The sequence below is a fragment of the Streptomyces sp. NPDC104226 genome (assembly GCF_055584085.1).
Window position 1 is genome coordinate 59,586 of the sequence record NZ_JBVJMS010000017.1, and the last position, 20,270, is coordinate 79,855.

18 protein-coding genes are annotated in these 20,270 nt (G+C 71.2%); 14 read left to right on the top strand and 4 right to left on the bottom strand.

The features are described 5' to 3' along the window. Positions 1 to 5: 5 nt before the first annotated feature. The 8 genes from recG to mutM all read left to right on the top strand — a co-directional run bounded on the left by recG (position 6) and on the right by mutM (position 7,409). Positions 6 to 2,237, top strand: a complete 2,232-nt coding sequence (recG, locus tag ACZ60J_RS37680; protein ID WP_469688684.1) for an ATP-dependent DNA helicase RecG — start codon at positions 6 to 8, stop codon at positions 2,235 to 2,237. Positions 2,238 to 2,299: 62 nt separating this feature from the next. Then, positions 2,300 to 2,878, top strand: a complete 579-nt coding sequence (gene rsmD, locus ACZ60J_RS37685) for a 16S rRNA (guanine(966)-N(2))-methyltransferase RsmD (protein WP_469688685.1) — start codon at positions 2,300 to 2,302, stop codon at positions 2,876 to 2,878. Positions 2,879 to 2,907: 29 nt separating this feature from the next. Then, on the top strand, positions 2,908 to 3,387 hold the full coding sequence (gene coaD / locus ACZ60J_RS37690) for a pantetheine-phosphate adenylyltransferase (RefSeq protein ID WP_266960063.1): 480 nt from the start codon (positions 2,908 to 2,910) through the stop codon (positions 3,385 to 3,387). A gap of 118 nt (positions 3,388 to 3,505) precedes the next feature. After that, on the top strand, positions 3,506 to 4,585 hold the full coding sequence (locus ACZ60J_RS37695; RefSeq protein ID WP_469688686.1) for a DivIVA domain-containing protein: 1,080 nt from the start codon (positions 3,506 to 3,508) through the stop codon (positions 4,583 to 4,585). 133 nt (positions 4,586 to 4,718) lie between these two features. After that, on the top strand, positions 4,719 to 5,384 hold the full coding sequence (locus ACZ60J_RS37700) for a YceD family protein (protein ID WP_469688687.1): 666 nt from the start codon (positions 4,719 to 4,721) through the stop codon (positions 5,382 to 5,384). Positions 5,385 to 5,386: 2 nt separating this feature from the next. Next, positions 5,387 to 5,560 (top strand): 50S ribosomal protein L32, encoded by a 174-nt coding sequence (gene rpmF / locus ACZ60J_RS37705; RefSeq protein WP_003965982.1) that lies wholly within the window; start codon positions 5,387 to 5,389, stop codon positions 5,558 to 5,560. 19 nt (positions 5,561 to 5,579) lie between these two features. After that, on the top strand, positions 5,580 to 6,392 hold the full coding sequence (gene rnc / locus ACZ60J_RS37710) for a ribonuclease III (protein WP_469688688.1): 813 nt from the start codon (positions 5,580 to 5,582) through the stop codon (positions 6,390 to 6,392). Between the two features lie 147 nt (positions 6,393 to 6,539). Next, positions 6,540 to 7,409: a bifunctional DNA-formamidopyrimidine glycosylase/DNA-(apurinic or apyrimidinic site) lyase gene (mutM, locus tag ACZ60J_RS37715; protein ID WP_469688689.1), complete on the top strand. Its 870-nt coding sequence runs from the start codon at positions 6,540 to 6,542 to the stop codon at positions 7,407 to 7,409. Here mutM and ACZ60J_RS37720 read toward each other — a convergent pair. Continuing rightward, a complete protein-coding gene (locus ACZ60J_RS37720) occupies positions 7,364 to 7,813 on the bottom strand; it encodes a winged helix-turn-helix transcriptional regulator (protein ID WP_469688690.1) in 450 nt (149 codons plus the stop codon). The genes mutM and ACZ60J_RS37720 overlap by 46 nt on opposite strands. A gap of 148 nt (positions 7,814 to 7,961) precedes the next feature. Between ACZ60J_RS37720 and ACZ60J_RS37725 the strand changes: the two genes are divergently transcribed. Further along, positions 7,962 to 8,558, top strand: coding sequence for a flavodoxin family protein (locus ACZ60J_RS37725; protein WP_469688753.1), 597 nt, complete (start codon positions 7,962 to 7,964; stop codon positions 8,556 to 8,558). A gap of 146 nt (positions 8,559 to 8,704) precedes the next feature. Here the strand turns inward: ACZ60J_RS37725 and ACZ60J_RS37730 are convergent, their stop codons facing one another. Beyond that, a complete protein-coding gene (locus tag ACZ60J_RS37730) occupies positions 8,705 to 9,562 on the bottom strand; it encodes a CAP domain-containing protein (protein ID WP_469688691.1) in 858 nt (285 codons plus the stop codon). A 177-nt stretch (positions 9,563 to 9,739) separates the two neighbouring features. On the opposite strand from ACZ60J_RS37730, the gene ACZ60J_RS37735 reads away from it, so the two are divergent. The 4 genes from ACZ60J_RS37735 (at position 9,740) to ACZ60J_RS37750 (ending at position 16,330) form a co-directional block, all read left to right on the top strand. Continuing rightward, complete coding sequence (locus ACZ60J_RS37735) at positions 9,740 to 10,021, top strand: acylphosphatase (protein ID WP_382980473.1); 282 nt, start codon at positions 9,740 to 9,742, stop codon at positions 10,019 to 10,021. A gap of 366 nt (positions 10,022 to 10,387) precedes the next feature. Then, on the top strand, positions 10,388 to 10,603 hold the full coding sequence (locus ACZ60J_RS37740; protein ID WP_214947849.1) for a hypothetical protein: 216 nt from the start codon (positions 10,388 to 10,390) through the stop codon (positions 10,601 to 10,603). A 176-nt stretch (positions 10,604 to 10,779) separates the two neighbouring features. Then, entirely contained in the window at positions 10,780 to 14,748 is a 3,969-nt protein-coding gene (locus tag ACZ60J_RS37745; RefSeq protein ID WP_469688692.1) for an AAA family ATPase, read from the top strand. 148 nt (positions 14,749 to 14,896) lie between these two features. Then, positions 14,897 to 16,330 (top strand): sugar porter family MFS transporter, encoded by a 1,434-nt coding sequence (locus tag ACZ60J_RS37750; protein ID WP_469688693.1) that lies wholly within the window; start codon positions 14,897 to 14,899, stop codon positions 16,328 to 16,330. Positions 16,331 to 16,378: 48 nt separating this feature from the next. Here the strand turns inward: ACZ60J_RS37750 and ACZ60J_RS37755 are convergent, their stop codons facing one another. Together ACZ60J_RS37755 and ACZ60J_RS37760 are read right to left on the bottom strand one after the other, a co-directional pair. Then, positions 16,379 to 17,365 carry an LLM class flavin-dependent oxidoreductase gene (locus ACZ60J_RS37755; protein WP_469688694.1) on the bottom strand — a complete coding sequence of 329 codons (987 nt, stop codon included), beginning with the start codon at positions 17,363 to 17,365 and terminating at the stop codon, positions 16,379 to 16,381. A gap of 63 nt (positions 17,366 to 17,428) precedes the next feature. Continuing rightward, complete coding sequence (locus tag ACZ60J_RS37760) at positions 17,429 to 18,877, bottom strand: cytosine permease (protein ID WP_469688695.1); 1,449 nt, start codon at positions 18,875 to 18,877, stop codon at positions 17,429 to 17,431. 147 nt (positions 18,878 to 19,024) lie between these two features. On the opposite strand from ACZ60J_RS37760, the gene ftsY reads away from it, so the two are divergent. Then, entirely contained in the window at positions 19,025 to 20,248 is a 1,224-nt protein-coding gene (ftsY, locus tag ACZ60J_RS37765; protein WP_469688696.1) for a signal recognition particle-docking protein FtsY, read from the top strand. The last annotated feature ends 22 nt before the right edge of the window (positions 20,249 to 20,270 follow it).

The window sequence follows — 20,270 nt, forward strand, 5'->3', positions numbered from 1 at the left end:
GTGCAATGGAACACGTGCCCGCGCTCGACGAAGACCTCAAGAAGACCCTCGGCCCCGCCACCGCGAAGGTGCTGGCCGAGCAGCTCGGCCTGCACACGGCCCTGGACCTGCTCCACCACTACCCCCGGCGGTACGCGGAGCGGGGCGAGCTGACGTCGCTGGCCGAACTCGCCGACCAGATCGACGAGCACGTCACCGTGGTCGCACAGGTCGCCGACGCGCGGCTGCTGACGTACCAGGGCAGCCGGGGCGGCGGAAAGCGCCTCGAAGTCACCATCACCGACGGCAGAGGACGGCTCCAGCTCGTCTTCTTCGGCTCCGGCGTCCACAAGCCGCACAAGGAACTGCTGCCCGGCAGCCGCGCGATGTTCGCGGGCAAGGTCGGGATGTTCAACCACAAGCTCCAGCTCGCCCACCCCGCCTACGAGCCCCTCGGCGCGGACGCCTCCGACCGGGACGCGGCCGCCGCCTTCGCGAGCCAGCTCATCCCGATCTACCCGGCCTGCGCGAAGCTGGAGTCCTGGAAGATCGCCAAGTGCGTGGACGCGGTGCTCCCCGCGGCCCGGGAGGTCGTCGACCCGCTCCCGCCGGCCCTGCGCGAGGACCGCGGACTGGTCCCGCTCACCGAGGCCCTGCTGAAGATCCACCGCCCGGTCACCAAGGCCGACATCGAGGACGCCCGCGGCCGCCTCAAATGGGACGAGGCCTTCGTCCTCCAGGTCGCCCTGGCCCGCCGCCGGCACGCCGACTCCCAGCTCCCGGCCGTACCCCGCCGCCCCGTGCCCGGCGGCCTCCTCGAATCCTTCGACGCCAAGCTCCCCTTCACCCTCACGGAAGGCCAGCAGACCGTCTCCAAGGAGATCTTCGACGACCTCGCCACCGACCACCCCATGCACCGCCTCCTCCAGGGCGAGGTCGGCAGCGGGAAGACCATGGTCGCGCTGCGGGCCATGCTCGCCGTCGTCGACTCCGGCGGGCAGGCCGCCATGCTCGCCCCCACCGAGGTGCTCGCGCAGCAGCACCACCGGTCCATCACCGAGATGATGGGCGAGCTCGCCGAGGGCGGCATGCTCGGCGGCTCCGACCAGGGGACCAAAGTGGTCCTGCTGACCGGCTCTATGGGGGTGCCCGCCCGCCGTCAGGCGCTGCTCGACCTGGTCACCGGCGAGGCCGGCCTCGTGATCGGCACGCACGCGCTGATCGAGGACAAGGTGCAGTTCCACGACCTCGGCCTGGTCGTCGTCGACGAGCAGCACCGCTTCGGCGTGGAACAGCGCGACGCCCTGCGCTCCAAGGGCAAGCAGCCCCCGCACCTGCTCGTCATGACCGCCACCCCGATCCCGCGGACCGTCGCCATGACCGTCTTCGGCGACCTGGAGACCTCCGTACTGGACCAGCTCCCAGCCGGCCGCTCCCCGATCGCCACCCACGTGGTCCCCGCCAAGGACAAGCCGCACTTCCTGGCCCGGGCCTGGGAGCGGGTCCGCGAGGAAGTGGAGAACGGCCACCAGGCGTACGTGGTCTGCCCGCGCATCGGCGACGGGGAGGACGAGAACGGCAAGGGCGCCAAGGGGGCCAAGGGCGCCAAGAAGAAGGCGGCGGCCGAGGACGACGGTGACAGGCGGCCCCCGCTCGCGGTGCTGGAGATCGCCGAGCAGCTCACCCGGGGGCCCCTCGCCGGACTGTCCGTCGAGGTGCTGCACGGGCGCATGGACCCCGCCGACAAGGACGACGTGATGCGCCGCTTCACCGCGGGCGAGGTCAAGGTGCTGGTCGCCACCACCGTCATCGAGGTCGGCGTGAACGTCCCCAACTCCACCGTCATGGTCATCATGGACGCGGACCGCTTCGGCGTCTCCCAGCTCCACCAGCTCCGCGGCCGAGTCGGCCGCGGCTCCGCCCCCGGACTGTGCCTGCTGGTCAGCGAGATGCACGAAGCCAGCCCCGCCCGCGCCCGGCTCGCGGCCGTCGCCGCCACCCTGGACGGCTTCGAGCTCTCCCGCATCGACCTGGAGCAGCGCCGCGAGGGCGACGTGCTCGGCCAGGCCCAGTCCGGTGTCCGCTCCTCGCTGCGGATGCTCGCCGTGATCGAGGACGAGGAGGTCATCACCCAGGCCCGGGAGGAGGCCACCCGCGTGGTCGCCGCCGATCCCGAACTCGCCGACCTGCCGGGCCTGCGGACCGCCCTGGACGCCCTGCTGGACACCGAGCGGGAGCAGTACCTGGAGAAGGGCTGACGGGCACGACCTATCGTTGGAGGCCTGCACCATCCTCCGCCCCGCTCACCGAAGGACCCCAGATGACCCGCGTGATCGCCGGAAGCGCAGGCGGGCGACGCCTCGTCGTACCGCCCGGCACCGGCACCCGCCCGACCTCGGACCGGATGCGCGAAGGGCTCTTCTCCACCTGGGAGTCGCTGCACGGAGTCGAGGGCGCCCGCGTCCTCGACCTCTACGCCGGTTCCGGCGCCGTCGGCCTGGAGGCGCTCTCCCGCGGCGCGGACCACGCGCTGCTGGTCGAGCCCGACGCCAAGGCCGCCAAGGCGATCAAGGAGAACATCGCCTCGGTCGGCCTGCCCGGCGCCGAATTCCGGTCCGGCAAGGCCGAACAGATCGCCGCCGGCGCCGCGCACGGGGACCCGTACGACGTGGTCTTCCTGGACCCGCCGTACGAGGTGGAGCACGCCCACCTGTGCGAGATCCTCCTCACACTCCGGTCCAATGGCTGGCTCACCGACGACGCGCTCGTCACCGTGGAGCGCAGGACCCGCAGCGGGGCCTTCCCGTGGCCGGACGGCTTCGAGCCGCTGCGCTCCAGGAAGTACGGCGAGGGCACCCTTTGGTACGGTCGCGCCGCTTCCGTCAGCGAAGAGTCATGAAGCCCGCACCCGGGAACGAGGGAATGCAGTTGCGCCGCGCCGTCTGTCCGGGGTCGTTCGACCCCATCACCAACGGACACCTCGACATCATCGGCAGGGCCTCCCGGCTCTACGACGTGGTCCACGTCGCCGTGATGATCAACCAGTCCAAGCAGGGACTCTTCACCGTCGAGGAGCGGATCGAGCTGATCCGCGAGGCGACCGCCGGCTACGGAAACATCGTGGTCGAGTCCTTCCACGGGCTCCTCGTGGACTTCTGCAAGCAGCGGGAGATCCCGGCCATCGTCAAGGGCCTGCGCGCCGTCAGCGACTTCGATTACGAGTTGCAGATGGCCCAGATGAACATGGGCCTGTCGGGCGTCGAGACGCTCTTCGTCCCGACCAACCCCACCTACAGCTTCCTGTCCTCCTCCCTGGTCAAGGAAGTGGCGGCCTGGGGCGGCGACGTCGCCCACCTGCTGCCCGCACACGTGCACGCCGCGCTGCTGGAGCGGCTGGCCGAGCGCTGACCCCGCCCGCCGGCGCCCGCTGACCGGGAGTCAGCCGGTGTCGGCTCCCGGGCCGGTGGCCTTACAGTCGTCCCGTCCGTCTCGGGAACCGCCCGGGGCCGAGAGAGTGCGAGCACCCATGGACGTGCAGAAGAAGCTCGACGAGATCGTCGCGGCCGTCGGCAGCGCCCGGTCCATGCCCATGTCGGCCTCGTGCGTGATCAACCGCGCCGAGCTGCTCGCCCAGCTCGAAGAGGTCCGGGCAGCGCTCCCCGGCTCGCTCGCCCAGGCCCAGGAGCTCATCGGCGGCCGGGAGCAGATGGTCGAGGAGGCCCGCCGCGAGGCCGACCGGATCATCGAGTCGGCGCACGCCCAGCGCGGTTCGCTGATCTCCGACACCGAGGTCGCGCGGCGCTCCCAGGACGAGGCGGACCGGATCCTGGCGGAGGCCCGCCGCGAGGCGGACGAGGTCAAGGCCGAGGCCGACGACTACGTCGACAGCAAGCTCGCGAACTTCGAGGTCGTCCTCACCAAGACCATCGGCTCGGTGGACCGCGGCCGCGAGAAGCTGCTCGGCCGCGGACCCGGACTGGACGACCAGGGCTACCCGGACGCCGAGGCGCCCGAGCGCAGCCACGACCCGGAGACGCAGCGCCGGCAGGCGGACGACTACGTGGACACCAAGCTGGCGACCTTCGAAGCGGTGCTCTCCAAGACCCTGGAGGCCGTCGGCCGGGGCCGCCAGAAGCTCCTCGGCCGCGTGGCCACCGACGACCTCGGCGCGCACATGGCCGCCCAGGACGCGGCAGGGCACCCGCAGTCGCGCTCCTCGAGCGACGCCGACTTCCTGGCGGGGCTGGCCGAGCCGCAGGCGCCGCTGATCCCCGCACAGGCCCAGCCGGAGCCGCAGCCCTCGTACGACGCCTACTCCGGCGCGGGCACCGGCTCCACCGGAGCGGACTACGCCGCGCACTATCCCGGGCAGCCCGTCCAGCAGGACGCGTACGCCTACCAGGACGCGTACAACGGCTACCAGCAGGTCCAGCAGCAGCCCGACCCGTACGCGGTCTCGTACGAGCAGCAGCCCGACCCCTACGGCGGCTACCAGCAGCAGCAGCAGCCGGTCCAGGACCAGCAGGCGGCGCTCGACGAGACCAGCTTCTTCGACACGAGCATGATCAACCTGGACCAGCTGCGCCAGTACGAACAGGGGCGCTGAGCTCGTCGCGGAGCTGGATTGGGCTCAGAGCGAAGCGGCGGGTATCCTGGCTCTTCGGTCGCGCGTATGCACCGCGATCCATGCTGCCCCTAAGTGGCGGACACCTTGATTTTCAGCAGTCTCCAGTGATTTTGTGAAAGCGGGAACGGCCCTGAACACCCACCTCGACCACCGCAACCCCCTCGTGTTCGACACGCACGAGCTGGGCCGGCGTCCTGGTGCCATGCTGCGGCTGTCCCGTGAGATCCCGGCTCCGGCCGACATCGGTCTCGCCGGAGTCATCGGAGTGCCCCAGGGCAACCCGCTGAACCTCAAGCTCCGCCTGGAGTCGGTCATGGAAGGGGTGCTTGTCACAGGCACCGTCCGTGGCCGGGCGACCGGGGAGTGCGTAAGGTGTCTGGAGGCCGTCGAGCGTGAGCTCAAGGCGGAGTTCCAGGAGATGTTCTCGTACCCTGACGCCGACGACCGGGGCCGCCCCAAGGCGGAACCGGCCGACGACGCCGAGGACGACGAGGACACGCTCTTTCTCGAGGACGGTTTGTTCGACCTCGAACCCGTGCTGCGCGATGTGGTGGTGCTCGCACTGCCGCTGCAGCCGGTGTGCCGGGAGGACTGTCTCGGACTGTGCCCCGATTGCGGGCTCAGCCTGAACGAAGACCCGGACCACCACCATGACGCCGTCGACATCCGTTGGGCGGCACTGCAGGGACTCGTCACCGATCAGGGCGTCGAGAAGGACAATATGAGCGGCACTGCCTCCGACGGAGTTCAGGGCGCCGCCGAGAAGCAGGAGAAGTAGCCGTGGCTGTTCCGAAGCGGAAGATGTCGCGCAGCAACACGCGCCACCGCCGGTCGCAGTGGAAGGCTGCGGTCCCCACCCTGGTTTCGTGTGAGCGTTGCCAGGAGCCGAAGCTCCAGCACATCGCGTGCCCGAGCTGCGGCACCTACAACAAGCGTCAGGTCCTCGAGGTCTGAGCGGCTGGTGAGAGGCGCAATGTCTGAGCTGTCCAACGCTGAGAAGCAGGCAGACAGTAAGAACGCGGCCTCGTCCCACGTGCTTCTGGAAGGGCGGCTCGGGTATCGACTCGAGTCCGCCCTTCTGGTGCGTGCGCTGACCCACCGCTCGTACGCGTACGAGAACGGCGGTCTGCCCACCAACGAACGCCTGGAGTTCCTCGGGGACTCCGTGCTGGGCCTGGTGGTCACGGACACGCTGTACACGACCCACCCCGACCTGCCTGAAGGCCAGCTGGCCAAACTGCGGGCCGCGGTAGTCAACTCGCGTGCACTGGCGGAGGTCAGTCGCGGCCTCGAACTCGGCTCCTTCATCCGGCTCGGCCGGGGCGAAGAGGGCACGGGTGGCCGGGACAAGGCCTCCATCCTCGCCGACACCCTTGAAGCGGTGATCGGCGCGGTCTACCTCGACCAGGGTCTCGACGCGGCCTCGGAGCTGGTTCACCGGCTCTTCGACCCGCTCATCGACAGGTCCTCGAACCTCGGTGCCGGCCTGGACTGGAAGACCAGTCTCCAGGAGCTCACGGCCGCCGAAGGTCTCGGAGTGCCCGAATACCTGGTCACCGAGACCGGCCCGGACCACGAGAAGACCTTCACCGCCGCAGCGCGCGTCGGTGGGACCTCTTACGGCACCGGCGTCGGGCGCAGCAAGAAGGAAGCGGAGCAGCAGGCGGCCGAGTCCGCATGGCGCGGTATCAGCACCGCGGCGGACAAGCGGACCGCGGCTCCGGCCGGGACCGCGGCCCAGGGCGACGGGGCGACGACCCCCGCCGACCGGGCGCCGGACGCCTGACCCGTTCTTCCGGGAACTCCCCGCCCCGTCATCTGCTCCGGCAGGTGGCGGGGCGGACCCGTTTCCGGGTGCCGGCCGACAGGTCGGTACGCTCGCGGGAGAGAGCCCGATCCGAACCGCCCGATCCGAACCCTCCGGAGGAACACCGTGCCCGAGCTCCCCGAGGTCGAAGTGGTGCGGCGCGGGCTGGAGCGCTGGGTGGCCGGGCGGACCGTGGTGGCCGTGGAGGTCCTGCATCCGCGCGCCGTACGCCGGCACGAGGGCGGCGGCGCCGATTTCGCGGCGCGGCTCACGGGGGAGACCATCGGGGTCCCGATGCGGCGCGGCAAGTACCTGTGGCTGCCGCTGGCGGACAAGGAGCACTCCGTGCTCGGGCACCTCGGAATGAGCGGGCAGCTCCTCGTGCAGCCCGAGGGGGCGCCCGACGAGAAGCACCTGCGCATCCGGGTGCGGTTCGGGGACGGGGCCGGGACGGAGCTGCGCTTCGTCGACCAGCGGACCTTCGGCGGGCTGTCCCTGCACCCCAGCGTGCCCGGCAGCACGGACGGGCTGCCCGACGTCATCGCGCACATCGCGCGGGACCCCCTGGATCCCCTGTTCGACGAGACGGCCTACCACCTGGCGCTGCGCGCCAAGCGCACCACCGTGAAGCGGGCGCTGCTCGACCAGTCGCTGATCAGCGGGGTCGGGAACATCTACGCGGACGAATCGCTCTGGCGTGCCAAGCTGCACTACGAGCGCCCCACGGCCACCCTCACGCGCCCCCGGAGCACGGAACTCCTCGGCCACGTCCGTGACGTCATGAACGAGGCCCTCGCCGTCGGCGGCACCAGCTTCGACAGCCTCTACGTCAACGTCAACGGGGAGTCCGGCTACTTCGATCGTTCGCTCGACGCCTACGGGCGCGAGGACGAGCCCTGCCGGCGCTGCGGCACCCCGATGCGCCGCAGGCCCTGGATGAACCGGTCGAGCTACTTCTGCCCGCGCTGCCAGCGGCCTTCGCGCGTGGCGTCGTAGGCCGACCTGGAAGAAAGCACCGCGGGCATGCTGCCCTCCAGCAGCCCGATGAGCGCGTCCACGCGCTCCGCGACGGCCACGCCGAACGCCGTCAGCTCGTAGTCGACGCGCGGCGGGTTCGTCGGCTGCGCCTCCCGGTTGACGATGCCGTCGCGCTCCAGCGCGTGCAGGGTCTGGGAGAGCATCTTCTCGCTGATACCGTCCACGCGCCGGCGCAGCTCGTTGAACCGGCACGGCCCCTTGGAGAGGGCGCCGACCGTAAGGCTGCCCCAGCGTCCCGTGACGTGTTCCAGCGTCTCGCGGGAAGGGCACTCACGTGCGAACACGTCGAAAGCGCCGAACGCTTCGGAGGCCTGTTCGGGCACGGCGTCGCCCTCGGTCTCGCCACACCCTTGAGTCTGCATGGTTTCAGCCTACTACTGCGCAGCGCCAGCCATCCAGGTTGCGCTTTCGAAAAGTTAGTGGTTACCTCGGTGTCGTTGCTTCACGCCGCACAGCCGCACAACGCCGTGTACCCCACGGTGTTTTCCGAGGGAGACCGTCTTGTCCGGAATCACGTACAACCCCGTCGTTTCGATCGCCTACCACTCCGGCTACGGCCACACCGCAGTGATCGCCGAGGCCGTCAAGGTCGGCGCCATCGAAGCCGGTGCGACCGTGCACATGATCAAGGTCGATGAGATCGACGAGGCGAAGTGGGAGACGCTGACCGCGTCCGACGCGATCATCTTCGGCTCGCCGACCTACATGGGCACCGCCTCCGGCGCCTTCCACGTCTTCGCCGAGGCCTCCTCGAAGATCTGGTTCGTCGCCGGCTGGCAGGACAAGGTCGCCGCGGGCTTCACCAACTCCGGCTCCAAGTCCGGTGACAAGGGCAACACCCTCGACTACTTCCAGACGCTGGCCTCGCAGCACGGCATGAGCTGGGTCAACCTGGGCCTGAAGCCGGGCTGGAACTCCAGCACCGGTTCCGAGAACGACCTCAACCGCCTCGGCTTCTTCGACGGCGTCGCGGCCCAGTCCAACGGCGACCAGGGCCCCGAGTTCGTCCACAAGGCCGACATCGCCACCGCCGAGCACCTCGGCAGCCGCGTCACCGAGCAGACCCGTGTCCTGCTCGCGGGCCGCGCCGCCCTGGCGTCCGTCTGACCGGCTGACGTACGGCCCCGGTGCCGGGCACTGCCCGCCCGGCACGGGTGAGGTACGGAGAAACGGGCGGGGGCACGGTCGGGCGCGGCGACATCCGCCGCACCCGACCGTGCCCCCGCCCGTTTCGGGCTTCTAGCGCCGTGGCACTAGAAGCCGAAGTCCTGCGTCCACCAGGGGCCGCCGGCGGCGTTGTACATGCCGACGCCCAGGGTGCGGAACTCGCAGTTGAGGATGTTGGCCTTGTGGCCCGGGCTGTTCATCCAGGCCTTCATCACGGCCTCCGCGTCGCCCTGGCCGCGCGCGATGTTCTCGCCGCCCATCCCCGATATGCCGGCCTTGGTGGCGCGGTCCCACGGGGTGTTGCCGTCGGGGTCCGTGTGGTCGAAGAAGCCCCGGACGGCCATGTCCTTGCTGAAGGCTCCGGCCAGTGCCGCCAGCGGCGGGTTCGCCCGGACCGGACCGCAGCCCGCCTGGGCGCGCGCCTGGTTCACCAGGGTCAGTACGGCGGCCTCCTCGGCGGAGTGGCCGGCCGACGCGGGCGGGGCGGCCGGGGCCGCGGGGGCGGAGGGCTTCGGCGCGGAAGGCTTCGGCTTCACCGGGGTCGGGGTCGGGCTCGCCACCGGGGTCTTCGCCGGCTCCGTGGAGGGGGACGGGGAAGGGGACGGGCTGGCCGACGGGGAGGGCGGGGCGGAGGGGGTGGCGGGGGAGGACGGGGTGCTCGCTCCCGAAGGGGCCCGGCCCGACAGGTTGGCGAGGCCGCCCTGCTGCTCCAGTACGCTCCCGGGGCTCGGCGAGGCCTTGGCCCCGGCCTGCGAGGTCTTCGTACCGGAGTCCGCCTTCTCGACCCCTACGTAGGGGAAGGAGGAGCCGACCGGGACGAAGCCCGTGGTGACGGCCGCCGTGCCGAGGACCACGGCCACGGACGCGCCGAGCAGACCCCCTCGCAGGGCGGCGCGGCGCTTGCCGCCGGGGCGCGGCGCGGCGTGGAGGCGGTGGCGTCCCATCGCGGCTCACCTTCCTGGGGTTCGGGATCAGCACTTCACGGCACTTCGCAGCACGTCAAAGCACTTCAAGATCAACCTTTACTCACCCAAATGGGTGAGCTCATTGCTGCGCGACTGTACGCCATGGCGAGAGGGGGCGAGGTGACCCGGATTTGTTTGCCCGGTTAGCGTTCAGGCATGAACGAAGATGTGCGGATGACCGCCTGGGTGCGCGGTCGTGTACAGGGAGTGGGCTTCCGCTGGTTCACCAGGGCGAACGCCATGGAGATCGGCGGACTGATCGGCTTCGCACTCAACCTGGACGACGGGCGAGTACAGGTGGTGGCCGAAGGTCAACGTGAGAATTGCCACCGGCTCCTGGAATGGCTGCACGGCGCCGACACGCCCGGGAACGTGGACGGAGTGACGGAGATCTGGGGCACACCGCGCGGCGGCTACGACGGTTTCGCGATCCGGTGAGCGATCGACTGATCATGCACTGAACACATCGCCGGATGGTCCGCATGCGGTCGGAACTGCGCATTCGTCGTCGACGCGTTGCCGAAGCGGGGGATCCGTGGAAGGCTCGGAGACGAGGATGATCTCCACGCCCCTTGCGGGGCCCGGGCTGCCCGCCGATACGGGGCGTGATCGTGTTGACCGTCAAACTTTTTGGTGAGACGCTGGAAGCCCCGCGCACCTGAGCTGTTTGGCAGTGCTGGCAGTACACAGTGTCAGCCAAAGATCGATGCAGTGACTGACAGTCGCTGCCGGACATCCGCGGGTGCGATTCCCTCACGACCCACACCGCTTCGGTCGGTCACTCAGTGTGGAGGACCATCCATCATGGCAAAGGCGCTTCTCGGTTACGTCGGCGGTTCCGACCCGCGACTCCTCGCCGAGATGCGACGGCTTCAGCAGCGCGTCCAGGACCTCGAGTCCGAGCTCGGACGAATCCAGTCCGAAAACGACGCTCTGAACGCGGCCGCCGCACAGCACGGAGACTCGTTGCTCGACGGCATCGACCTCGACGTACCCCAGGCGGAGCCTGCGCTCACCTGATCCGCGCTCCCTCGTCGCTCGAACAACGGAACTGCTTGATCTGCAAGGGACGCTTCGGCGTCCCTTCTTTCTTTCCGCGCCGGCGTTGCGCCAGGTGGGGGGCCCATTCCTTTAACGTCTGATGTGCCCTGCACCTTCATGGGCGAAACCGAACGTGAAAGGTAGAGTCCGGCGGCGTGCACCTCAAGTCCCTGACCCTGCGCGGCTTCAAATCCTTTGCCTCCGCGACCACCCTGCGCTTCGAGCCGGGCATCACCTGTGTCGTGGGCCCCAACGGCTCCGGCAAGTCCAATGTGGTGGACGCGCTCTCCTGGGTCATGGGAGAACAAGGGGCCAAGTCCCTGCGCGGCGGGAAGATGGAAGACGTCATCTTTGCCGGCACGACCGGCCGCCCTCCGCTCGGCCGCGCCGAGGTCTCGCTCACCATCGACAACTCCGACGGCGCCCTGCCCATCGAGTACGCCGAGGTCACCATCACGCGGATCATGTTCCGCGGCGGCAGCAGCGAGTACCAGATCAACGGGGACACCTGCCGTCTCCTCGACATCCAGGAGCTGCTCTCCGACTCCGGCATCGGCCGCGAGATGCACGTCATCGTCGGACAGGGCCAGCTGGATTCCGTACTGCACGCCGACCCCATGGGCCGCCGCGCCTTCATCGAGGAAGCGGCCGGGGTGCTCAAGCACCGCAAGCGCAAGGAGAAGGCGCTGCGGAAGCTGGACGCGATGCAGGCCAATCTCGCGCGCGTGCAGGACCTGGGCAACGAGCTGCAGCGGCAGCTGAAGCCCCTGGGACGGCAGGCGGCCGTGGCCCGGCGGGCGGCCGTGATCCAGGCCGACCTGCGGGACGCACGGCTGCGGCTGCTCGCCGACGACCTCGTCACGCTGAAGGGCGCGCTCGACGCGGAGATCGCGGACGAGGCGGCCCTGAAGGAACGCAAGGAGGCCGCCGAGGCGCAGCTCGCGGCGGCGGTGCGGCGGGAATCCGAACTGGAGGAGGCCGTAAGGGAACTCGCGCCACGGCTCCAGCGGGCGCAGCAGACCTGGTACGAGCTGTCGCAGCTCGCCGAACGGGTGCGCGGGACGGTGTCGCTGGCCGATGCCCGGGTCACCTCGGCCTCGGCGCCGGCCGGGGAGGAACGGACGGGCCGGGACCCGGACGAGATGGAGCGGGAGGCCGCGCGGATCCGCGAGCAGGAGGCGGAGCTGACGGCCTCGATGGAGGCGGCCGCGCGGGCACTGGAGGACACCGTCGCCCACCGGGCCGAGCTGGAGCGTGCGCTGGCCGACGAGGAACGGCGGCTACGGGACGTGGCGCGGGCCATCGCCGACCGGCGCGAGGCGCTGGCGCGGCTGCGGGGCGGGCTCGGTGCGGCCCGCTCCCGTGCGGGCGCGGCCCAGGCGGAGATCGACCGGCTGGTCGTGGCGCGGGACGGGGCGATGGCGCGGGCGGAGGAAGCGCGCGAGGAGTACGAGGCGCTGGCGGAGGAGGTCGGGGAGTCCCCGGAGGCGGCGGGTTCGGAACCGGGTTCGGGTGCGGGGTCGGAGTCGGGGGAGTACGAGGCGGCCCGGGCCGAGCTGGCGGCGGCGGAGGCCGGACTCGGGGAGACCCGGGACGCGTTGGCGGCGGCGGAGCGGTCGCGGGCGGCGGTGTCGGCGCGACGGGACGCGCTGGCGATGGGGCTGCGCCGCAAGGACGGCACGGCGGAGCTGCTCGCTGCGCGGCTGGAGGGGCTGTTGGGGCCGGCGGCGCAGCGGCTGTCCGTGACCCCGGGGTACGAGGTCGCGGTGGCGGCGGCGCTGGGTGCGGTGGCGGACGCGGTGGCCGTCACCTCGGCGGCGGCGGCCGCCGGGGCGATCCGGTTCCTGCGGGAGGGAGATGCGGGGAGGGCCGCGTTCCTGATCACCCCGGGCGCGGTGGCCTCCGGCGGTGGGGCGGCCGGTCCGGGCGTCCCCGTCCAGGGCCAGGCCCCGGTCTCTGCCCCGGCCCCGGCTCCGGTCTCGGTCTCGGCACCGGCACCGGCTTCGGCTCAGGTCCCGGGCTCGGCTTCGGCCCTGGCCCCGGTCCCGGCTCCGGCTCAGGTCCCGGGAGTTCGGATCGGCTCCGAGAGCCTGGGCCAGGTACCCGGGGCCGGGGCGGCCGCTGGGGTCGGGCCGGGGGCGACTTTCCCCCACCCCGCCCCTTCCCGAAACCGGGACTCCGCCCCGGACCCCGCGCCTCATGCGTCGGCGGGGCTGGGTGGGGGGAGTCAGGGCTTCGCCCCGGACCCTGTGGGTGGGGGAGGCCCGGAGCTCGTGGCTGAAGCGCCGGCGGGGCCGGGAGCGGGCCGCGCGGTCGTGGCGTTGGAGGAGGTTGCGGGTGCGGTGGTCGCGGCCGGGCTCGTGCACGGGGACGCCGAGGTGGTGCGGGCCGTGGCGTGGGTGTTGCGGGACTTCGTGGTGGTCGGGGGGCTCGACGATGCCGAGGCGCTCGTCGCCGCGCAGCCCGGGCTGGTGGCCGTGACCGCCGAGGGGGACGTGCTCGGTGCGCACCTCGCGCACGGCGGGTCCGCCGGAGTGCCCAGCCTGATCGAGGTGCAGGCGGCCGTCGACGAGGCCGCGGCGGAGCTGGCCCGGCTGGACGGCCGGTGTCTGGTGCTGGCGGAGGAGAAGGCGGCCGCGGACACCCGCAAGGTGGCGGCCGGCGCCCGGGTCGAGGAGCTCGGGGAGCTCCGGCGGGCCGCCGAGCGGGCCCGGGCCGGGGCCGCGCAGCAGCTCGGGCGGCTCGCCGGGCAGGCGAAGGGGGCGCTGGGCGAAGCCGAGCGCGCCGCCGCGGCCGCGGCCAGGGCGCAGGATGCGCTGGAGCAGGCGCTGGCCGACGTAGAGGAGTGCGCGGAACGGCTCGCCGTCGCCGAGGAGATGCCGGCGGAGGAGGAGCCGGACACCTCCCGGCGGGACCGGCTCGCGGCCGACGGGGCGAACGCCCGGCAGACCGAGATGGAGGCCCGGCTGCAGCTCAGGACCCATGAGGAACGGGTGAAGGGGCTCGCGGGCCGGGCCGACTCCCTGGACCGCGGGGCCAGGGCCGAACGGGAGGCCCGGGCCAGGGCCGAGCGCCGGCGGGAACGGCTGCGGTACGAGGCGCGGGTGGCGGCGGCCGTCGCCGCCGGAGCCCGCCAGCTGCTGGCGCACATCGAGGTGTCCCTGGGCCGCGCGGTGCAGGAGCGCACCTCCGCCGAGCACGCGAAGGGCCTGCGGGAGCGGGAGCTCGACGAGGCCCGGGGCCTGGGCCGCGGTCTGAAGGGCGAGCTCGACAAGCTCACGGACTCCGTGCACCGCGGCGAGGTGCTCGGCGCCGAGAAGCGCCTGAGGATCGAGCAGGTGGAGAGCCGTGCGCTGGAGGAGTTCGGCATGGCCGCGCAGGGGCTCGTCGACGAGTACGGGCCCGACCAGCCGGTGCCGCCGAGCCCGTCCGCCGACGGGGAGGCCCCTGATCCGGACGCCGGGCCGGAGCCCTTCGTACGCGCCCGGCAGGAGAAGCGGCTGAAGGCGGCCGAGCGGGCCTACCAGCAGCTCGGCAAGGTCAATCCGCTGGCGCTGGAGGAGTTCGCGGCGCTGGAGGAGCGGCACAAGTTCCTCAGCGAGCAGCTGGAGGACCTGCGCAAGACCAGAGCCGATCTCCTTCAGGTGGTGAAGGAGGTCGACGAGCGGGTCGAGCAGGTCTTCACGGAGGCCTACCGGGACACGGCCCGTCAGTTCGAGGGGGTGTTCTCGCGGCTGTTCCCCGGCGGCGAGGGCCGGCTGATCCTGACGGATCCGGACAACATGCTCACCACGGGCGTCGACGTCGAGGCCCGGCCGCCGGGCAAGAAGGTCAAGCGGCTGTCGCTGCTCTCGGGCGGCGAGCGCTCGCTGACGGCCGTGGCCCTGCTGGTCTCCATCTTCAAGGCGCGGCCCAGCCCGTTCTACGTGATGGACGAGGTCGAGGCCGCGCTCGACGACACCAACCTGCAGCGGCTGATCCGGATCATGGAGGAGCTGCAGGAGAGCTCCCAGCTGATCGTGATCACGCATCAGAAGCGGACCATGGAGGTCGCCGACGCGCTCTACGGGGTCTCGATGCAGGGCGACGGGGTGTCGAAGGTGATCAGCCAGCGGCTGCGCTGACGGCTGCGGTGGGCCGGGTTGGCCGGGCCGGTACGGGGCAAGCGCGCCCCTGATGGCCCTTCCGGGTGGTGCCCGATCTTGACCTGTGCGCCACTGGAAAGGATCACACCCACAGCCCGTCACCGCAGCCGGCACGCAGGAGCGCACCTTGAGCAGCAGCACGACGCGGCCGCAGGTCCCGGGCGGCGGCCCGGCACCGCAGCCCGACCACCTCGGGCACGTCATCTTCATCACCGCGGCGGCCGCCATGGGCGGCTTCCTCTTCGGTTACGACAGCTCCGTCATCAACGGCGCGGTGGAGGCCATCCGCGACCGTTTCGACGTCGGCTCGGCCACCCTGGCCCAGGTGATCGCCGCCGCCCTGATCGGCTGCGCCCTCGGCGCGGCCACCGCCGGCAGGATCGCCGACCGGATCGGCCGGATCCGCTGCATGCAGATCGCCGCGGTGCTCTTCACCGCGAGCGCCATCGGATCGGCCCTGCCGTTCGCCCTCTGGGACCTGGCGCTCTGGCGCATCATCGGCGGCTTCGGCATCGGCATGGCCTCGGTGATCGGCCCCGCCTACATCGCGGAGGTCTCCCCGCCCGCCTACCGGGGTCGGCTCGCCTCCTTCCAGCAGGCCGCCATCGTCATCGGCATCGCCATCTCGCAGCTGGTCAACTGGGGCATCCTGAACCTCGCCGACGGCGACCAGCGGGGCGAGATCGGCGGCCTCGAAGCCTGGCAGTGGATGCTCGGCGTCATGGTCGTCCCGGCGGTCCTCTACGGCCTGCTCTCCTTCGCCATCCCGGAGTCCCCGCGCTTCCTCGTCTCGGTCGGCCGCATGGAGAAGGCCAAGACGGTCCTGCGCGAGGTCGAGGGAGCGGGCATCGACGCCGACGCCCGCGTCCGGGAGATCGACAACGCCATCCACTCCGAGCAGAAGTCCACCTTCAAGGACCTCCTCGGAGGCCGCTTCGGATTCCTCCCGATCGTCTGGATCGGCATCGGCCTCTCCGTCTTCCAGCAGCTCGTCGGCATCAACGTGATCTTCTACTACAGCTCCTCGCTGTGGCAGTCGGTCGGCATCGACCCGAGCTCCTCGTTCCTCTACTCCTTCGAGACCTCGGTCGTGAACATCATCGGTACGGTGATCGCGATGGTCTTCGTGGACCGCATCGGCCGCAAACCCCTCGCGCTCATCGGGTCCGCGGGCATGGCGGTCTCCCTCGCGCTCGCCGCCTGGGCGTTCTCGTACAAGGACTCCAGCGGCGGCGACATCGCCCTGCCGCACACCCAGGGTCTCGTCGCCCTCATCGCGGCCAACTGCTTCGTGCTCTTCTTCGCCCTGTCCTGGGGCGTGGTGGTCTGGGTCCTGCTCGGCGAGATGTTCCCCGGCCGGATCCGCGCCGCGGCCCTGGGCGTTGCGGCCGCCGCCCAGTGGATCGCCAACTGGATCATCACCGTCTCGTTCCCGACGCTCTCGGACTGGAACCTGTCCGGTGCCTACGTCATCTACTCGGTCTTCGCCGTGCTCTCGATCCCCTTCATCCTCAAATGGGTGCCGGAGACCAAGGGCAAGGCGTTGGAGGAGATGGGCTGACCACCCTGCCGACAGCCCCTCTCCTCCCGGAGCGGGTACCGCCCCGTCTCAGTCCTTGAGGCGGGGCAGCACCTGTTCGCACAGGAGCTGCAGGCTCCGCCACCCCTCGTCCACGGGCATCCCGCCGCACAGCGGGTGCAGCACCAGGTTCCCCGCCTCGCCGGCGCCGCGGGCGTACGCGACCGCCTCGTCCGGGGTGAGGATGCGGTACACGCCCTCGGCGCGCAGCTCCGCCACCGTGCGCGCGCCCGACCGTACGGCGCTGCGGATGTCCTTGGACTGCCAGGAGGCGTACATCCCGGCCTCGTGCAGGAACCGCTCGCCGTACTGGTCCCACGCCCGGTCGGGGTCCTCGGCGATGTGCAGCAGCGGGGTCTCGGCCGCCGGCATCATGCAGAAGCCCTCCGTGCCGTACTCCGCGAGCTTCGCGTTGTAGTACGCCTCCAGCTCGGGCAGGTGCGCGCTCGGGAAGAACGGCAGGCCCAGGCGGGCCGCCCGGCGGGCCGCCGCCTCCGAGCTGCCGCCGACCAGGAGCAGCGGGTGCGGCTGGGTGAAGGGCCGCGGGGTGACCCGTACGGTACGGCCGCGGAACTCGAACGGCTCGCCGGTCCACGCCTTCAGCAGGGTCTCCAGCAGCTCGTCCTGGAGCTTGCCGCGCCGGCCCCACTCCACGCCGTGCTGCTCGTACTCCTCGGGCCGGTAGCCGATGCCGGCCACCGTGACGAGACGGCCGCCGCTGAGCAGGTCCAGCACCGCGATGTCCTCGGCGACCTTCAGCGGGTCGTACAGCGGGCCGATGATCGCCGAGACGGTGACGGCGATCCGGCGGGTGGCCCCGAAGACCGCGCCCGCGAAGGCGAAGGGGGAGGGCAGCCAGTTGTTCTCGGTGCCGTGGTGCTCCTCGGTCTGGATGGTGTCGATCCCGCGGTCGTCCGCGTACTTCGCCATCTCCAGCGCGGCCTTGTAGCGGGCGGAGAGGGTTTCCGGGGTGCCGTTCGGGTCGATGAGGTTGAACCGGGCCACGGTGATGGGCATGGAGAAGTCCCCCTTCGCCGGAGGTGGGTGGGCGGGCGAAGGGGGACGTTAGCTGACGTGGCGTCAGTTGGACAGGGATCCGGCGGGGACCCGCTCCTCCGAGGGGGCCTGCGGACCCGTGCCGCCCGGGGCCGCCGGCGTGCGCGGCAGGATCGCGTACAGGACGGCCGAGGTGACGATGCCCGCCGCCCAGCCCAGGCCGTTCTCGCCGATCCAGGTGGTGGCCAGCGGGCCGCTGAACCAGTCGACCTTCGTGAACAGCAGGCCCACCACCAGGGCCAGGCCCCAGGCGGTCATGGCCTGCCAGGCGAACCCGCCCCGGTACCAGTAGGCGCTGCTCCGCGTGGTGTCCAGCAGCGCGGCCCCGTCGTAGGAGGTGCGGCGCAGCATGTCCACGCCGAAGACGCCGATCCAGGCGGAGAAGGCCACGGCCAGCAGGGTCAGGAAGGAGATGAACGAACCGAAGAAGCTGGTCGCGACCACCATCAGCAGGAAGCCGAAGACCAGGCTGATGACGGCGTTGACGCTGACCGCGGCCGCGCGCGGGACCTTGATGCCGAGGGTCTGGGCGGTGAAGCCCGCCGAGTACATGGACATCGAGTTGATGAGCAGCATGCCGACGAGCGCGATCAGCAGGTACGGGACCGAGATCCACATCGGCAGCAGTTCGCCGATGAAGGACACCGGGTCCTGCGCGGTGGCGAGGTCGGGCGTGGCGACCGCCATCACCGCGCCCATGAGCACCATCGGGATCACCACGACGGCCGCGCCGCCGATGGTCGCGCCGACCATGCCCCTGGCGGAGGCGGTGCGGGGCAGGTAGCGGGTGAAGTCCGGGCCGGAGGGGACCCAGCTGATGCCGCCGGCCGCGATGGTGCCGATGCCCGCGATCATCATCGCGGTGGAGCCGGCGGGCTTGGCGAAGACGGCGGACCAGTCGGTCTCGGCGATCAGGTAGCCGAGCACGAGCACGCTGAAGGCGCCGAAGAGGTACGTGGACCACTTGGAGCAGACGCGCAGCGCGTTGATGCCCAGGCCGGAGACGAGGAAGGTGCAGCCGACGAAGAAGAGCAGGGTGACGACGATCAGCGCGGTGTTCTTCTTGATGCCGAAGACCAGGTCGAGCACGGTCAGGACGGCGTAGGCGCCGCTGACCGCGTTGATGGTCTCCCAGCCCCAGCGGGCGACCCAGATCAGGGCGCCGGGGAACAGGTTGCCGCGCTGGCCGAAGACGGCCCGCGAGAGCGCCATGCCGGGGGCGCCGCCGCGCTTGCCCGCGATGGATATGAGCCCGACGATGCCGTAGGAGACGACCGGGGCGGCGATCGCGACGACGAGCACCTGCCAGATGTTCAGCTTGTTGAAGATGACGAGACCGGCGCCCATGGTCAGCAGCAGCACGCTGATGTTGGCGGCCACCCAGGTCGGGACGAGCTCGCGGACCCGGCCGCGGCGCTCGGCGTCCGGGACGGGCTCCAGGCCGCGCGACTCGACGGCGGTCTCGGCAGACATAGGTGTACTCCGTGGGGGGAGGCGGGGCGTGGGGGATTGCTCATCATCGTAGATTCGCCGCAAAAAGTACAAACAGAGGCTTACGTCCTGGTATGAACCTCCAGGGTCCCCGGCTCGGGGCGCACGTGGCCGATACTGGGGAGCGTTATGGAAATCCTGATCCTTGCCGTAGTCATCGCCCTGGTCGCGGTCGGTGCGATCAGCGGGCTCGTGGTCAGCAGCCGCAAGAAGAAGCAGCTGCCCCCCACGGCCCCGCCCAGCACGCCGACCATCACTGCCCCGCCCGCCGAACCGCAGGTGGGGGAGGACGCCGCACCGACGGCGGAAGAACCGCGCCGCACGATCGAGGAGGTCGTCCTCCCCGACGCGGAGGCCGCCACCGAATCGCCGGTCGCGGTCGAGGACCCGGTCGTCGAGGCTCCGCCCGCCCCCGAGATCGAGGTGCCCGAGCCCACCGCCGGCCGCCTGGTCCGGCTGCGCGCCCGCCTCGCCCGGTCGCAGAACACGCTCGGCAAGGGGCTGCTCACGCTGCTCTCCCGCGAGCACCTCGACGAGGACACCTGGGAGGAGATCGAGGAGACCCTCCTCATCGCCGACGTCGGTGTCGCTCCGACCCAGGAGCTGGTGGACCGGCTCCGCGAGCGGGTCAAGGTGCTCGGCACCCGCACCCCCGCCGACCTGCGCGCGCTGCTGAAGGAGGAGCTGGTCACGCTCCTCGGCACCGACTTCGACCGCGCGGTGAAGACCGAGAGCGGCGTGGACACCCCGGCCGTGATCATGGTCGTCGGCGTGAACGGCACCGGCAAGACCACCACCACCGGCAAGCTCGCCCGCGTGCTCGTCGCCGACGGCCGCAGCGTCGTGCTCGGCGCCGCGGACACCTTCCGCGCCGCCGCCGCCGACCAGCTCCAGACCTGGGGCGAGCGGGTGGGGGCGCGCACCGTGCGCGGACCCGAGGGCGGCGACCCGGCCTCGATCGCCTACGACGCGGTCAAGGAGGGCATCACCGAGGGCGCCGACGTGGTGCTCATCGACACGGCGGGCCGGCTGCACACCAAGACCGGCCTGATGGACGAGCTCGGCAAGGTCAAGCGCGTCGTCGAGAAGCACGGCCCGCTCGACGAGGTCCTGCTGGTCCTGGACGCGACCACCGGGCAGAACGGCCTGACCCAGGCCCGCGTCTTCGCCGAGGTCGTGGACATCACCGGCATCGTGCTGACCAAGCTCGACGGCACCGCCAAGGGCGGCATCGTCATCGCCGTCCAGCGCGAGCTCGGCGTACCGGTCAAGCTCATCGGTCTCGGTGAGGGCGCGGACGACCTGGCGCCCTTCGAGCCGGAGGCCTTCGTCGACGCCCTGATCGGCGACTGACCGCACCCGACGCCCCTACGCC

Excerpts from the sequence above, each read along its gene's own strand:
- recG (WP_469688684.1), top strand. The coding sequence starts at position 6 with ATGGAACACGTGCCCGCGCTCGACGAAGACCTCAAGAAGACCCTCGGC.
- rsmD (WP_469688685.1), top strand. The coding sequence starts at position 2,300 with ATGACCCGCGTGATCGCCGGAAGCGCAGGCGGGCGACGCCTCGTCGTA.
- ACZ60J_RS37695 (WP_469688686.1), top strand. The coding sequence starts at position 3,506 with ATGGACGTGCAGAAGAAGCTCGACGAGATCGTCGCGGCCGTCGGCAGC.
- rnc (WP_469688688.1), top strand. The coding sequence starts at position 5,580 with ATGTCTGAGCTGTCCAACGCTGAGAAGCAGGCAGACAGTAAGAACGCG.
- ACZ60J_RS37720 (WP_469688690.1), bottom strand. The coding sequence starts at position 7,813 with ATGCAGACTCAAGGGTGTGGCGAGACCGAGGGCGACGCCGTGCCCGAA.
- ACZ60J_RS37730 (WP_469688691.1), bottom strand. The coding sequence starts at position 9,562 with ATGGGACGCCACCGCCTCCACGCCGCGCCGCGCCCCGGCGGCAAGCGC.
- ACZ60J_RS37735 (WP_382980473.1), top strand. The coding sequence starts at position 9,740 with ATGAACGAAGATGTGCGGATGACCGCCTGGGTGCGCGGTCGTGTACAG.
- ACZ60J_RS37740 (WP_214947849.1), top strand. The coding sequence starts at position 10,388 with ATGGCAAAGGCGCTTCTCGGTTACGTCGGCGGTTCCGACCCGCGACTC.
- ACZ60J_RS37755 (WP_469688694.1), bottom strand. The coding sequence starts at position 17,365 with ATGCCCATCACCGTGGCCCGGTTCAACCTCATCGACCCGAACGGCACC.
- ACZ60J_RS37760 (WP_469688695.1), bottom strand. The coding sequence starts at position 18,877 with ATGTCTGCCGAGACCGCCGTCGAGTCGCGCGGCCTGGAGCCCGTCCCG.
- ftsY (WP_469688696.1), top strand. The coding sequence starts at position 19,025 with ATGGAAATCCTGATCCTTGCCGTAGTCATCGCCCTGGTCGCGGTCGGT.